Annotated in this window: 15 protein-coding genes; 13 read left to right on the top strand and 2 right to left on the bottom strand. The window is 61.6% G+C overall.

Annotated features, from left to right (window positions below):
- The first annotated feature begins 105 nt into the window (after positions 1 to 105).
- Genes mlaF through murA form a run of 7 tightly spaced genes read left to right on the top strand, consistent with a single transcriptional unit; the run spans position 106 to position 4,603 of the window.
- Positions 106 to 906 carry a phospholipid ABC transporter ATP-binding protein MlaF gene (gene mlaF / locus BN1121_RS06190; protein WP_043157246.1) on the top strand — a complete coding sequence of 267 codons (801 nt, stop codon included), beginning with the start codon at positions 106 to 108 and terminating at the stop codon, positions 904 to 906.
- Positions 906 to 1,685, top strand: coding sequence for a lipid asymmetry maintenance ABC transporter permease subunit MlaE (gene mlaE / locus BN1121_RS06185; protein ID WP_005349643.1), 780 nt, complete (start codon positions 906 to 908; stop codon positions 1,683 to 1,685). The genes mlaF and mlaE overlap by 1 nt, the downstream gene beginning before the upstream one ends.
- A gap of 4 nt (positions 1,686 to 1,689) precedes the next feature.
- A complete protein-coding gene (mlaD, locus tag BN1121_RS06180) occupies positions 1,690 to 2,172 on the top strand; it encodes an outer membrane lipid asymmetry maintenance protein MlaD (protein WP_005349636.1) in 483 nt (160 codons plus the stop codon).
- 6 nt (positions 2,173 to 2,178) lie between these two features.
- The gene (gene mlaC / locus BN1121_RS06175; RefSeq protein ID WP_005349634.1) at positions 2,179 to 2,811 is read left to right on the top strand and encodes a phospholipid-binding protein MlaC; all 633 of its coding nucleotides are present in this window, start codon (positions 2,179 to 2,181) and stop codon (positions 2,809 to 2,811) included.
- A complete protein-coding gene (locus BN1121_RS06170) occupies positions 2,808 to 3,062 on the top strand; it encodes an STAS domain-containing protein (protein WP_005349630.1) in 255 nt (84 codons plus the stop codon). Before mlaC ends, BN1121_RS06170 begins: the two co-directional genes overlap by 4 nt.
- A gap of 8 nt (positions 3,063 to 3,070) precedes the next feature.
- Entirely contained in the window at positions 3,071 to 3,328 is a 258-nt protein-coding gene (gene ibaG, locus BN1121_RS06165; RefSeq protein ID WP_005349627.1) for a BolA family iron metabolism protein IbaG, read from the top strand.
- Positions 3,329 to 3,346: 18 nt separating this feature from the next.
- Positions 3,347 to 4,603, top strand: coding sequence for a UDP-N-acetylglucosamine 1-carboxyvinyltransferase (gene murA / locus BN1121_RS06160; RefSeq protein WP_005349625.1), 1,257 nt, complete (start codon positions 3,347 to 3,349; stop codon positions 4,601 to 4,603).
- Positions 4,604 to 4,661: 58 nt separating this feature from the next.
- Here murA and pmbA read toward each other — a convergent pair whose 3' ends face one another.
- Positions 4,662 to 6,005 carry a metalloprotease PmbA gene (gene pmbA / locus BN1121_RS06155; RefSeq protein ID WP_005349621.1) on the bottom strand — a complete coding sequence of 448 codons (1,344 nt, stop codon included), beginning with the start codon at positions 6,003 to 6,005 and terminating at the stop codon, positions 4,662 to 4,664.
- A 118-nt stretch (positions 6,006 to 6,123) separates the two neighbouring features.
- Between pmbA and yjgA the strand changes: the two genes are divergently transcribed.
- Positions 6,124 to 6,648: a ribosome biogenesis factor YjgA gene (yjgA, locus tag BN1121_RS06150; protein ID WP_005349619.1), complete on the top strand. Its 525-nt coding sequence runs from the start codon at positions 6,124 to 6,126 to the stop codon at positions 6,646 to 6,648.
- Positions 6,649 to 6,681: 33 nt separating this feature from the next.
- Here yjgA and BN1121_RS06145 read toward each other — a convergent pair whose 3' ends face one another.
- Positions 6,682 to 8,088 (bottom strand): aminotransferase-like domain-containing protein, encoded by a 1,407-nt coding sequence (locus tag BN1121_RS06145; protein ID WP_005349618.1) that lies wholly within the window; start codon positions 8,086 to 8,088, stop codon positions 6,682 to 6,684.
- A 165-nt stretch (positions 8,089 to 8,253) separates the two neighbouring features.
- On the opposite strand from BN1121_RS06145, the gene BN1121_RS06140 reads away from it, so the two are divergent.
- Genes BN1121_RS06140 through BN1121_RS06120 form a run of 5 tightly spaced genes read left to right on the top strand, consistent with a single transcriptional unit; the run spans position 8,254 to position 13,004 of the window.
- The gene (locus BN1121_RS06140; protein ID WP_005349616.1) at positions 8,254 to 8,526 is read left to right on the top strand and encodes a 2Fe-2S iron-sulfur cluster-binding protein; all 273 of its coding nucleotides are present in this window, start codon (positions 8,254 to 8,256) and stop codon (positions 8,524 to 8,526) included.
- 10 nt (positions 8,527 to 8,536) lie between these two features.
- Positions 8,537 to 9,292: an iron-containing redox enzyme family protein gene (locus tag BN1121_RS06135; RefSeq protein ID WP_005349614.1), complete on the top strand. Its 756-nt coding sequence runs from the start codon at positions 8,537 to 8,539 to the stop codon at positions 9,290 to 9,292.
- 45 nt (positions 9,293 to 9,337) lie between these two features.
- Positions 9,338 to 10,594: an ATP-grasp domain-containing protein gene (locus tag BN1121_RS06130; protein ID WP_005349612.1), complete on the top strand. Its 1,257-nt coding sequence runs from the start codon at positions 9,338 to 9,340 to the stop codon at positions 10,592 to 10,594.
- Positions 10,594 to 11,754: an ATP-grasp domain-containing protein gene (locus BN1121_RS06125; RefSeq protein ID WP_005349609.1), complete on the top strand. Its 1,161-nt coding sequence runs from the start codon at positions 10,594 to 10,596 to the stop codon at positions 11,752 to 11,754. The genes BN1121_RS06130 and BN1121_RS06125 overlap by 1 nt, the downstream gene beginning before the upstream one ends.
- Positions 11,751 to 13,004, top strand: a complete 1,254-nt coding sequence (locus BN1121_RS06120; RefSeq protein ID WP_005349607.1) for an ATP-grasp domain-containing protein — start codon at positions 11,751 to 11,753, stop codon at positions 13,002 to 13,004. The genes BN1121_RS06125 and BN1121_RS06120 overlap by 4 nt, the downstream gene beginning before the upstream one ends.
- Positions 13,005 to 13,008: the final 4 nt, after the last annotated feature.

Raw genomic sequence — 13,008 nt, 5'->3', positions numbered from 1 at the left:
CACAAATTTGTCGCATAGACGGCGCTCTCCCCCTGTTCAATAGTTGTTCCAAAAGATTGCTTCCCACTAGACTAGCCCCTAAAATTTGCCCCCTGTCACAACTGGATGGACCAAGGCTTGAATTCCGACCTGATTACCATCAACAACCTCACCTTCAGTCATGGGGATCGCCTCCTCTATGACGGCATCAACCTGCATATTCCTCGTGGCAAGGTCACGGCCATCATGGGGCCCAGCGGCATCGGCAAGACCACATTGCTGCGCCTCATCGGTGGGCAATTGAGGCCCGCCAGTGGCGAGGTGTTGTTCGATGGGGAGAATGTGCCTGCACTGCCCCGCACTCGGCTCTATGAGCTGCGCAAGCGCATGAGCATGCTGTTCCAAAGCGGCGCCCTCTTCACCGGCATGACCGTCTTCGACAACGTTGCCTTCCCGCTGCGCGAGCACTCCGGCCTGCCTGAGGAGATCATCCACACCATCGTCATGATGAAGTTGGAGGCGGTGGGCCTGCGTGGCGCAGCCAGGCTAATGCCTTCCCAGCTCTCCGGCGGCATGGCCCGCCGCGCCGCCTTGGCTCGCGCCATCGCCCTCGACCCCGAGCTCATCATGTATGACGAGCCGTTTGTCGGACAGGACCCCATCACCATGGGGGTGCTGGTCAAGCTCATCCGCGATCTCAACGACGCGCTGGGCATCACCTCCGTGATCGTCACCCACGATGTCACCGAGGTGATGACCATCGCCGACTACGCCTACATCATCGCCAACCGCAAGGTGGTGGCCCAGGGAACCCCGGAGCAGCTGCGCCGCGAGGATAATCCCGAGGTGGCACAGTTTCTCAACGGTCTGCCGGACGGCCCTGTGCCGTTCCACTTCCCGGCAGGCGAACTGCTACAGGATCTCTGATGTCGATTGATTTGATTGGCCAGCTGGGTCACCGCGGGGTGCGTGCCATCACCGCCGTCGGGCGCGCCGGCATCATGCTGTTCCACGCCCTGGTGGGTAAGCCGGCCCCGCGCAAGCACTTTTCGCTGCTGGTTCAGCAACTCTATGTGGTCGGCGTCCAGTCGGTCGCCATCATACTGGTGTCGGGCCTCTTCATCGGCATGGTGCTCTCCCTGCAGGGCTACAACGTACTGGTGGACTTCGGGGCCGAGCAGAGCCTGGGCCCCCTGGTGTCGCTCTCTCTACTACGTGAGCTCGGCCCCGTGGTTACCGCTCTGCTCTTCGCCGGCCGCGCCGGCTCGGCGCTGACCGCCGAAATTGGCCTGATGAAGGCGACCGAGCAGCTCTCCAGTCTCGAGATGATGGCGGTCGATCCCCTGCGCCGGGTGGTGGCACCGCGCTTCTGGGCGGGCGTCATCAGCATGCCGCTGCTCGCCTTCATGTTCAGCCTCATCGGCATACTGGGCGGCAAGTTGGTCGGGGTCGACTGGCTTGGGGTGGACGAAGGGGGCTTCTGGTCTGCCATGCAGGCCGCCGTCGACTGGCACGAGGACATCATGCAAGGCGCCATCAAGAGCCTCATCTTCGCCATGGTGGTGACCTGGATAGCCCTGTTCAACGGCTACGACGCCAAACCCACCTCGGCCGGCATCAGCCAGGCGACCACCCGAACCGTGGTCCACTCATCCCTGGCCGTGCTCGGCCTGGATTTCGTACTCACAGCCATCATGTTTGGATAAAACGATGAAATTCAGCAAGACAGAATTCCTGGTTGGCAGCTTCATGCTGGCCGGTATGGGCGCCATACTGGCGCTGGCCCTGCAGGTGGCGGGGCTGAGCTTCAAGAGCGAAGGGGAAACCTATACCATTCACGCCCATTTCGATAATATCGGCGGCCTGAAAGTACGCTCCCCGGTCAAGGTCGGTGGCGTGGTGGTCGGTCGGGTGACCGATATCACCCTGGATCCCAAGAGCCAGGTGCCTCTGGTGACCATGCAGATGCAGAAATCGGCGGGCCAGTTCTCCGAGACCAGCACCCTGTCGATCCTCACGTCGGGTCTGCTCGGTGAACAATATATCGGTCTGGTACCCGGCTTTAGCGACGAAGAGATGGGCACCCGTGACCTGAAGGACGGGGACACACTGGAAGACACCAAGTCCGCCATCGTCCTCGAGGACCTGATCGGCAAATTCCTCTACAGCAAGTCTGACGGCGGCAAGGAGTAACAAGAGATGAAAAAGATTCTGTTGGCATTTGGCGTTCTGGCCAGCCTGCTTTGCTCCCTGGTGGCCCGTGCCGAGACCTATCCGGCCGACCCCTACACCCTTATTCAGGTGGCGGCCGACAAGACGTTCGCCCGCCTCAAGAGCGATCAGCCGAAGATCAAGGCCAGCCCGGACCATCTGCGGGTGATCATCCGTGAGGAGTTACTGCCCTACATCGACAACCGCTTCGCGGCTTACAAGGTGCTCGGCAACCAGATCAAGCAGACCACGCCGGCCCAGCGCGATGCCTTTGTCAGCGCCTTCACCGAGTACATGATCAGCTCCTATGCCGATGCGCTGGCTCACTACAACAAGCAGACAGTACAGGTCGAGCCGGCCAAGCCGCTCGATGGCAAGGAGATCACCGCCGTCAATCTGAGCGTCAAGGAAGCCGGCAAGCCCGACATCAGCCTCGAGTTCAAGCTGCGCAAGAACAACAAGACCGAGCAGTGGAAGGCGTTCGACATGGTGGCCGAGGGGATCAGTCTGCTCTCTGCCAAGCAGAGCGAGCTCGGTGGCCTCATTCGCCAAAACGGTATCGATGCGGTGATCCAGCAGCTCAACGCACACAACGCCAAGCCGCTGGTGCTGAAGAAATGAGACTGAGCGGCGATCTGCAGGGTGAGCAGGTCCGGCGCCTCTGGGCCATCCGCGACCAGTGGTGGCAAGATGAGACCATGGATCTGCGCGAACTCGTCGCCATCGACTCGGCCGGCGTGGCGATCCTGGTCAAGTGGGCCAAGGCCGTGCGCGAGCGCGGCCAGACGCCTGGCCTCATCGGCACTCCCGACGACTTCGACAAGCTGGCCGCCCTCTACGGCGTGGCCGGGCTATTTACTACCCAAGCCTAAGGACGACTATGCAAGTCTCTGAAATTGAAGCAATCCTGCGTGAGGCCCTGCCCCTGTCCGAGGTTCACGTAACGGGTGATGGCAGTCACTTCCAGGTGATCGCCGTTGCCGACCTGTTTGACGGCATGAGCCGTGTCAAAAAACAGCAGGCCATCTATGCCCCCCTGATGGACAAGATCGCCACCAACGAGATCCACGCGCTCTCGATCAAGGCCTATACCGAGGCCGAGTGGAAACGTGAGCGTAAATTCCAGCTGCCCTCCTGATTTGGTAAAGAAGTAAAAATGGATAAATTCAAGATCACCGGCCCTTGCACCCTCTCCGGTGAAGTGACCATCTCCGGCGCCAAAAACGCCGCCCTGCCGATCCTGTTCGCCACCCTGCTGTGCGACGAGGAGGTTCAGCTCTCCAACGTGCCGCGCCTCAAAGACGTGGCCACTACGGTCAAGCTGCTGGAGATGCTGGGCGCGACCACCAAGGTGAACGGTAACGTCACCGTGCTGGCCGGCGCCGTGAACAACCACGTGGCCCCTTACGAGCTGGTCAAGACCATGCGTGCCTCTATCCTGGCGTTGGGCCCGCTGGCCGCCCGCTACGGCGCGGCCGACGTCTCCCTGCCCGGTGGCTGCGCCATCGGTGCCCGCCCGGTCAACCTGCACGTGCACGGTCTGGAGCTGATGGGCGCCAAGATCACCATCGAAGACGGTTACATCAAGGCCCGCGTCGACGGCCGCCTCAAGGGTGCCCACATCCTGATGGATATGGTCTCGGTCACCGGCACCGAGAACCTGATGATGGCCGCCGCCCTGGCCGACGGCCGCACCGTGATCGAAAACGCTGCCCGTGAGCCGGAAGTGGTGGATCTCGCCAACTTCCTCAACACGCTCGGCGCCAAGATTCAGGGCGCCGGCACCGACACCCTGACCATCGACGGGGTCGAGCGCCTGCACGGTGGCAGCTACACGGTTCAGCCGGATCGCATCGAGACCGGGACCTTCCTGGTCGGTGCCGCCGTCACCGGTGGCAAGATAGTCTGCCGCAACACCGACCCGAGCCTGCTCGAGGCGGTGCTGGTCAAGCTGGAAGAGGCCGGCGCACTTATCGAGAAGGGCGAGGACTGGATCAGCCTGGACATGACCGGCCGCACCCTCAAGCCTGTCACCATCAAGACCGCCCCCTACCCGGCGTTCCCGACCGACATGCAGGCCCAGTTCACCGTGCTCAACGCCGTGGCCCAGGGCACCGGCATGATCACCGAGACCATCTTCGAGAACCGCTTCATGCACGTTCCCGAGCTGGTGCGGATGGGTGCCGACATCGAGCTGCAAGGCAACGTGGCCATCTGCCGCGACGCCCAGCAGCTCAAGGGTGCCCAGGTGATGGCGACTGACCTGCGCGCCTCTGCCAGCCTGGTGCTGGCCGGCTTCGTGGCCGAAGGGGCCACTCTGGTCGATCGCATCTACCATATCGACCGTGGCTACGAGCACATCGAGCAGAAGCTGCAAGGGCTTGGCGGTCGCATCGAGCGCATCAAGGAGTAATCCTTGCGCCCAACAAAAACGGCACCCTGGGGTGCCGTTTTTATTTGTCCGACCGGTCTCAGTGGCCGGCCAGCTTCATGTTCTCGACCAGCACAGAGCCGGTCTTGAGGCTGGAGCGCTCGTCGGCATCACTGCCCACCGCCACTATCTGGCGGAACATGTCGCTCAGGTTGCCGGCTATGGTGATCTCCTCGACCGGATAGGCGATTTCACCGTTCTCGACCCAGAAGCCTGCCGCCCCGCGGGAGTAGTCGCCGTTGACGATGTTGACCCCCTGCCCCATCAGCTCGGTCACCAGCAATCCGGTGCCCATCTCCTTGAGCAGCGTCTTGAAATCCTGGCCGCTGTGGGAAACCTGCCAATTGTGGATCCCGCCGGCGTGGCCAGTGGTGGTAAGCCCCAGCTTGCGCGCCGAGTAGGAGGTGAGCAGCCAGGTCATCAGGCGGCCATCGCGGATGATGTCGAGATCCCGGGTTCGTACTCCCTCGCCGTCGAATGGTGCACTGGCGAGCCCGCCCTTGAGATGCGGGTGCTCTGTGATGGTGAGCCACTCGGGCAAGATGACCTGACCCAATTGCTCCTGCAGGAAGCTCGACTTGCGGTAGAGGTTGCCACCGCTGATGGCCATCACCAGGTGGCCCCACAGACCCGAGGCCGTGTCCGGGTGAAACAGCACCGGCGCCTGGCAGGTGCCGATCTTGCGCCCGCCGAGACGGGACAGGGTGCGCTCCACCGCCTCGTCGGCGATGCGCTGCGGACTCCAGAGATCGCCCATCCGGCGGCTGCAGCTCCAGCCGTAGTCGCGCTGCATCTCGCCGTCCTGCTCGCCGATCAGCACGCAACTTAAGGAGTGACGCGACGCCGCATACCCCTTCACGAAACCGTGGCTGTTGCCGTAGACCTTGACCCCAAGATGGCTGGTAAAGCCGGCCCCGTCTGAGTGTTTGATGCGCGGATCGCGCCCCATGGCGAGCCGTTCGCACTCCAGCGCCAGCGCCGTGCCTTCGGCCGGGTCGAGGGCCACCGGGTGACAGAGTTCGAGATCCGGGGCGTCCCAGGCCAGCAGCTCCGGCTCGGCCAGACCGGCGGCCTCGTCGCGGGAGGTGTGGCGGGCGATCTCGATGGCAGCCTCGACGCAGGCGCGGATCGCATCGCGGCCGAGATCCGTGGTGGATGACGATCCCTTGCAGCCATCCCGATAGACGGCGATGCCCAGCGCCCCATCCTTGTTAAATTCGATGCTTTCGAGCTCACCGCCACGGGTATTGACCGACAATCCGGTCTGCTTGCTGATGGAGACCTCGGCCAAGGAGGCCCCCAACGCCTTTGCAATGTCGAGAGCCTCGGCCACGGCGCTCTCGAGCTGGGCCTGCTCCTGGCGGATTTGCGCTTGCTGATCCATACATCCAGTCTGATAGGTGGGGAAAGGGCCTAAGCATAACAGAGCCCAGCAAAGGGCGGGAGAAGCTGGTACCATATCGGCCAAACCGATGCGAACAACATCACAGGATCCAGAATTAATGAGTCATTTCAACGACGACCAGCATGACGAGTGGGACGGCCCCAGCAAGAGCCAGCTCAAACGCGACGCCGAAGCCCTGCAGAACATGGGTGAGGAGATCGTCGATCTCAAACCGAGCGAGCTGGCCAAGGTGCCCCTCGACGAGGAGCTGGCTGACGCCGTGGCCATGGCCCACAAGCTCAAGCCCAAGAAGAACGAGGCCTATCGCCGCCACCTGCAGTTCATCGGCCGCCTGATGCGCAGCCGCGATGTAGAGCCCATCGCCGAGGCACTGGCCATCATCAAGAACCGTCACGCCACCGCCAACGCGCGCCAGCATCGCCTGGAGCAGTGGCGCGAGCGTCTGGTCAGCGAGGGAGACGTGGCCATCAACGAGCTGCTGGCTCAATTCCATGAGCTGGATCGCCAGAAGCTGCGCCAGCTGCTGCGCTCGGTGCAAAAAGAACGTGAGCAGAACAAACCGCCCGCCGCCTATCGCGAGCTGTTCCAATACCTGCGCAGCGAGATCGAGGATCTGCTGTAACCGACACGGGGATGCCAAGGCATCCCCGTTTTGTTAGCCGCGCACCCTGGCGAGCAGCGCGCCCAGCCTCTCGCGCACCGGCGCCTCGTCGCAGTGAGCCAGGTTCAGGCGCATAAAGTCGTGGCCCCATGGCTCACGGGTAAACAAGGTGCCCGGTGCCAGCACCATGCCGTGGGCCAAGGCGGCGCGCGCCAATGCCTCGCTGTCGCATCCAACCGGCAGGCGTACCCAGCGAAACAGGCCGGCAGGCGCCGCATAGGGCAGCTGACAACCACACGCCAGCAGCCAGGCATCCGTCCTTGCGCCGGCCTCTTGCAGGCGATGGCGCACCCGGCGCAGGTTACGCTCATAGCACCCCTCACGCATCAGCTGCAGCACCACCCGCTCGCTCACCTCCGAGGTCACCCCTCCGCATACCAGCTTGAGATGCGCCAGATCGGCGGCAAGTTCAGGGCTCGCCGCCACATAGCCGACCCGCAGATTGGCCGTCAGCAACTTGGAGAAGCCCGATACATAAGTCACCCCACGCAGCCCCGCCAGGCTCGCCAAACGCGGCGCACCGCCGTCCAGCAGATCCCCGTACAAGTCATCCTCAATCAGGTGACAGCCGAACTCGGCGAGCAACTGGAGCAGGCCAAAGGCCTGGGCTGGTACCAGTGAGTGACCGGTCGGGTTGTGCAGCAGACCAGCAGTGAGATAGAGACGCGGCTTATGCTCGGCGAGCACACGGCGCAGCGCCTGAAGATCGGGCCCCTCGGGCGGGCGCGGCACGGGCACCACTCGGGCACCGTGCAGGCGCAGTATGCCATGCAGATTGAAGTAACAAGGGTCGTCCACCAGCACGACGTCTCCGGGGCGCAGTAAGAGGCGCAGCAACATGTCGATCCCTTGCATGGTGTTGGCCGTGGTCACCACTTGATCGGCGGCCAGGCTCATCCCCAAGGCGCTCAGTTTTTCCTGCAACGCCTGGCGCAGCGGCAGGTAACCTGCCGCTTCGCCGTATTCTGCCAAGCGCAGTCGAGGTTGCCGGCTGACCTGACGCAGCGCTTGGCGGATCCCTTCCCCATCGGTCCAACTTTCCGGCAAGAAACCACAGCCGGGGCGCATCCCTGCCCGCTCGCCGATGAGGGAGCGGCGCAGTACGCTGACAAAGTCCTGCGGTAGCAGCTCCCCCATTGCCACGCCGATAGGCGATGGATGGCGGTGTGTGACAAAGAACCCCCGCCCCTGGCTCGACTGGATCAACTGCTGTGCCTTGAGCCGCTCCAACGCCTCCACCACGGTGAACTTGCTGACCCCAAAGCGGCGGGTCAGTGCCTGGATCGAGGGGAGCCGCGCCCCCGGCGTCAGGCTGCCCGTTCGGATCGTCGCGGCCAAATGCTCGGTAATTTGTGCCACCTTGGGCACGCCAACGACCCATTCCAGCTCGGCAATCTCCATCTGCGTGCACTCCCTGCTCACTGTGCCGGTCACTCTACCGGTAAAGCAATGCCAAATGAATACCTCCTTTACCTGAACGCCCCTCTCGCGGCTCTCTAGAATCGCCCTCCGAGCCCCAATCATACCGGGGTGTTTCCCCATCATCCGTACAACAGGAGCGTGTGCATGCCGTACCTGAAGTTTCTCAAGGCAGGCGTCACGGTGCATTTTGACACCTCAATACGACTGCTTGAGCTGGACGAACACGTCACCTTCGGCTGCCGTGCCGGTAATTGTGGCGCGTGCACCATTCGCGTCGTTGAGGGGCATCAACATCTTTCCGCCACGACACCGCGGGAAAAACGACTCTTCACACTGACCGGTGAGACCGATCCCTCCGTACGTCTGGCATGCCAATGCAAGGCATACGGAGACGTAGTACTTCATGAGATCAACTGAGGACCATCAGATGGAACTGAAAAATCGCATTACCGACCGCGCCTTGCTGCGGACCAAGCCCTTCCTGTCGCGTCAGGAGAGCATTCGTATCAAGCAGGAACTCGATAGCTTCCTGGACGGGAAGATTGACGAATGGAACCGTACCGTTCCCTTTGCCCGTCACCTGGAAGGGGAACAGGTCAACTTGGCGTACTACCGTCAAACCCTGATTGAGCATGCATGGCGCATCCGCCTGATGCGCAGCGCCCAATGCAACAACCTGCACAAGATCACCAAGACCAATGCCGAAGCAGCCCAACTCTATGCGGCCTATCAGGATGAAGAGATGCTGCACGACACCCTTTTTATGCAGGACGCCGAGCGGGTCGGCATCACGCCTGAGCAGATCTTTGCGACTGAGCCGAATTTCTATACCCGCCTCCTTGCCGGCTATCTCTACTTTGTTGCCGAGCACGAGAAGCCGCTGGGTGTCGTCTGTTACAGCTACCTGGTGGAATACACCACTCAGAAGATCACGCCAAAGCAGATCGCCGCCATGAGCCAATCGCTCGGTAAAGACAAGATCATCGGTCAAGCCGCGCACCTCAACACCGACCTAGTGGAAGACCACACCCAGGATATGTGGAACATCCTCAGCCAGTTGATCGAAGAAGAGCAGGACATCACCGATATCAAGCGCTACTTCGCCGAAATTCAGGAGCTGCTGAAGATGTTCTTCGTCGATCTGTACCAACGCTATGCCGACAAGGAGACCCAGGCTGCTTGATGCCGGGTCGGGCCCGGCACATCCGGGCCCAACAGGAGTCTTATCATGAATACCAAGCCAGGACTGCTTGTTCTTTCACACCAACTGCTCTCCATGGTAGCCCCGCTGCTCCAGAGCCTTTCCGCTCAAGGAATGGAGTGCTATGTTCTCTCCTCCCGCTCCGCCAGAGGGATGACACCGCCCTGGTTAAATCAGGTCGCCAAGGTCGAGATCACGCAAGGCTATGCCCTCACTGAAGCCGATGTCACCGCTTGTATCGCCCGCTTGCAATCCAAGACCCATCTGGTGGGCTGCCTGTCGGTCTGGGATGGCTACCGCAACCTGATGGCCAGTGCCAATCGCATGCTGGGTGCCGTCGACCTGCAGGAAGAGACGGTGCAATTGCTGCGGGATAAATATCGAATGCGCCAACGGCTCCTTGAATGTGGCCTCTCGCGGATCAGCACTCGCCTGCTGACTCGCTCGTCCTTCCAGGCACTCGTGGAACCGGATCGGTACTTTATCAAGCCCCGCGTAGGGCTCGCCTCATTGGGTGCATTTCGAGCCAGCACGCTGAGCGATCCGGACGCCTTGTTGCCGCTCTGGCAGGCCGCCTGTAACGATGATGCCTATGCCGGGGTCTTCAGCGGTGAACCCGAGTTCATCATCGAAGATCTGATTGAAGGGCAGGAGTGTTGCTTCGAAGTCACCCTCAATGACGGGATCGCCACCGTACACGGCATTCATGAAAAACTGGATGTCCTGCAGCAACGGTTCACCGTATTGGAAAATGCCTGTGTTTGCCCCCCGCGCTCCCTTTGTGAGGAAGTGCAGACGCAAGGTACCCGCTATGTCTCAGCGTGCCTGTCCGCTCTGGGTGCGACCACAGGTTTATTCCATGTGGAAGCGAAGTATCACCCGTCACTGGGTTGGGAGCTTATCGAGATCAATCCCCGAGTTGGCGGTGCCTACATTCTCGACAGCATCAAGCATCATGCAGGGGTCGACCTACTCACCCACTGGATCGCTCTGCTCCAGGGCAAACCGTTGCCCACGCCACCGGCCCCCCTCCGTCGCTCCTTCTTCCGGGTCTTTTTCGGTCAAGCAGGCCGCACGGTGCAACATCTGCAACGCGGGGTAACCCCCGGTGAGGCCCGGGTACTGGATGAACGCCTCTTTATCCAGGAGGGGGAGACGCTGCCTCAGGTCGAGCGCGAGATCTTCATCGGTCAGGTGCTATGGGATATCACCCATCTTCCTCCCGAGCAGCACGAGGCGTTCTTTACCGCGAGCCAGCAACATTTCCACGTGGAGTACCAGTAATGCACATCGTCATACTGCATCGCCTCCCCTATTCGAAAATTCGCTACGATCTGGCCATCGATCATACCCGCCATATCGTGCACTACTTGCACCTGCCCGGTGGCGATAAAGATCTGCCCTCTTTTGCCATCAAACGGGAGGTGGCCTCTTTCGATGCGGCACATCTCGCTGCCGAGCACGCCGATTGGCTCAGCCAAGCGGATCGCCTGATTGCCCGCTCCGAGTACGAGCTGCTGGCCGCAGCCGAGCTGCGGGAGCACTTTGCCATCCCTGGCGACACCCGAGTCGAGGTCTTGCCCCTGCGCGACAAACTGTTGATGCGCGAACAGTGTGCCGCAGCACGGTTGCGTCAACCCGATTATTGGTCCGCAGCCCAGTTTCGCACACTCCCCCCGCGCGATGGGCTGTTTGTCCTCAAACCCAGACTGGAAGCTTCCAGCACCGGCATCATCAAGGGCCCCCACACCGCAATCAATGCCGCGATCGATGCCCTCGCCACGGCACAGGAGTATCTGGTCGAAGCCTTTATCCCCGGCAAGGTATGCCACCTCGATGGCTTCATGCGGGAAGGCGAAATCGGTCTGGTGGTCAGCAGCCACTATGTGGGTAGCTGCCTCGAATATGCTGGCGGCACACCGTTGGGGTCCGCACAGGTGAGCAATGATCCGCCAGCGCTCTCGCTCCTGCAGCAGACGCTGAACGCGTTGGGGCAGCGCAACGGTTGCTTCCATTTTGAGGCCATCTTGGACGAACAGGGTCACTATTGGTTCCTCGAGACCGCCTGCCGGGTAGGCGGTGCCGGGGTGGCTGAGACCGTTGCCCTGCGCACCGGTATCAATCTTTACCAGATAGATCTCGAATACCAGTTAAATGGCACCATTGAGCGCCATGTTCCCACTCTTGCCGATGGATTCTATGGTTGGTTCGTCTACCCGGCCCACCACTGCGCCGACCAACAGGACATTCTGTTCGAACCCGAGCGCTGGCAACCCCGTCTTCACAACTGGCATCACATGCCGCCAGCCCATGTCCGTTACGGCAGCATCAGTTATGCCACGGGCGCCACCCCTCTCTCCGGCGTGGTGCAAGGGTCTGCACAGCAGGTGCATGAAACCCTGCAGGCCATTTTTCGTGAAACCCGGATAAGGAACATCCCATGACCCCCTCCTGCTTTATCATCGTCGGCTACAACAACGTACGCCTTTACGATGTGGATAAGTTGCGCCGCATGGCCCGTCAGCTCCATGACAGCCAACTGGTCCTGGTGGTAGAGAGCGCCACGCCCCAAGACTGGCAGGCCGCCGACCATGTTATCCAGGCTCGCCTCGGCAAGCCAAATAGCAGCCTGCCAAAGGTGGCTGACGAGTTGGCACGCCTTGGACTCACCCCAGTTGGCATACTTCCTTTCTCAGACAAGGGGGTTCCCTTAGGAGCACGACTGGCGGCGCATTACGCCCTGCCCGGTGCCGCCCCCGAAGCCGCCTGGGCCGGCCTGGACAAGCCGCGTTTTCGACAGTTGGAGGCCAGTACCACGCCACCGACCGGTTACCAGCCGCTGGCCTGCCGGCAAGTCGCCACCTTGTCGGCCTTCCAAGCCGCCGTCATCGAGTTCGGTGGACGGGCTTTCGTCAAGCCGACCGGTGAAGGCAACAGCCGGGGTTGTCAGCAAGTACCCAGTCTCGATGCCTGCCCCGGGGTCTGGGGGGCGCTGTCCCCCTACCACGACAGCGGCCTCATGGTTGAACCCCTGATTGAGGCGGCCCGAGAGTTCAGCTGGGACTACGTGGCCGGTCATTGCTGGCTGACCGAGAAATTCACGACCCACGGCGACTTTCGCGCCGAATACCAGCAGATAGTGCCGGCCTACCTGACCGAGAGCGAGTCTGCGGCCTTACACCAGGGGGGGCGCTTCATGCAGGCTCTGGTTTCACCCACCAACGGGGCTTACCACAATGAACTCTTCCTGCATGCACAAGGCGTCAGTGCCGTTGAGACCAATATGCGCCCGGCCGGCATGCACATCTGGGACCTTGCCCGCCTGAGTTTTGATCGCTTCGACCCCTGGGCTACCTGGTTGGCATGGGCGCGAGAGGGGATCCACAACGAAATGCCCTTGTCACTGCGAGGATACAGCGGCATCCGCATGCTGCGCGCTCGGCATTCTGGCGAACTCCGCACCCTGCCTGATATGGATACGCTGGCAGCCGAGCAGGGGATCCAGTTGTACGAGGGCCATTACAGCAAAGAGTGTGGGGCACAGGTCAGTGAGCGAGTCACCGATAATGCCGGCTTCATCGGCCACATCGTGCTGCACGCACGGGACTATCACACCCTGCGTCAGCAACTGGACAACCTGGCCGACGCCATCGAACGTCGGATCGACATTACCCAACCTGTCAGCACGCCATAAGGAG

This window comes from Aeromonas diversa CDC 2478-85 (genome assembly GCF_000819805.1).
In the GTDB taxonomy this organism is placed as follows: Bacteria; Pseudomonadota; Gammaproteobacteria; order Enterobacterales; family Aeromonadaceae; genus Aeromonas; species Aeromonas diversa.
Note: the sequence above shows the minus strand (reverse complement) of the source record. Positions and strands in the feature narration are given on the sequence as shown.

Coding starts and splice junctions, on each gene's coding strand:
- mlaF (WP_043157246.1), top strand. CDS start 106: ATGGACCAAGGCTTGAATTCCGACCTGATTACCATCAACAACCTCACC.
- mlaC (WP_005349634.1), top strand. CDS start 2,179: ATGAAAAAGATTCTGTTGGCATTTGGCGTTCTGGCCAGCCTGCTTTGC.
- BN1121_RS06130 (WP_005349612.1), top strand. CDS start 9,338: ATGAATACCAAGCCAGGACTGCTTGTTCTTTCACACCAACTGCTCTCC.
- ibaG (WP_005349627.1), top strand. CDS start 3,071: ATGCAAGTCTCTGAAATTGAAGCAATCCTGCGTGAGGCCCTGCCCCTG.
- BN1121_RS06145 (WP_005349618.1), bottom strand. CDS start 8,088: ATGGAGATTGCCGAGCTGGAATGGGTCGTTGGCGTGCCCAAGGTGGCA.
- BN1121_RS06135 (WP_005349614.1), top strand. CDS start 8,537: ATGGAACTGAAAAATCGCATTACCGACCGCGCCTTGCTGCGGACCAAG.
- BN1121_RS06170 (WP_005349630.1), top strand. CDS start 2,808: ATGAGACTGAGCGGCGATCTGCAGGGTGAGCAGGTCCGGCGCCTCTGG.
- mlaD (WP_005349636.1), top strand. CDS start 1,690: ATGAAATTCAGCAAGACAGAATTCCTGGTTGGCAGCTTCATGCTGGCC.
- murA (WP_005349625.1), top strand. CDS start 3,347: ATGGATAAATTCAAGATCACCGGCCCTTGCACCCTCTCCGGTGAAGTG.
- BN1121_RS06140 (WP_005349616.1), top strand. CDS start 8,254: ATGCCGTACCTGAAGTTTCTCAAGGCAGGCGTCACGGTGCATTTTGAC.
- yjgA (WP_005349619.1), top strand. CDS start 6,124: ATGAGTCATTTCAACGACGACCAGCATGACGAGTGGGACGGCCCCAGC.
- BN1121_RS06125 (WP_005349609.1), top strand. CDS start 10,594: ATGCACATCGTCATACTGCATCGCCTCCCCTATTCGAAAATTCGCTAC.
- BN1121_RS06120 (WP_005349607.1), top strand. CDS start 11,751: ATGACCCCCTCCTGCTTTATCATCGTCGGCTACAACAACGTACGCCTT.
- pmbA (WP_005349621.1), bottom strand. CDS start 6,005: ATGGATCAGCAAGCGCAAATCCGCCAGGAGCAGGCCCAGCTCGAGAGC.
- mlaE (WP_005349643.1), top strand. CDS start 906: ATGTCGATTGATTTGATTGGCCAGCTGGGTCACCGCGGGGTGCGTGCC.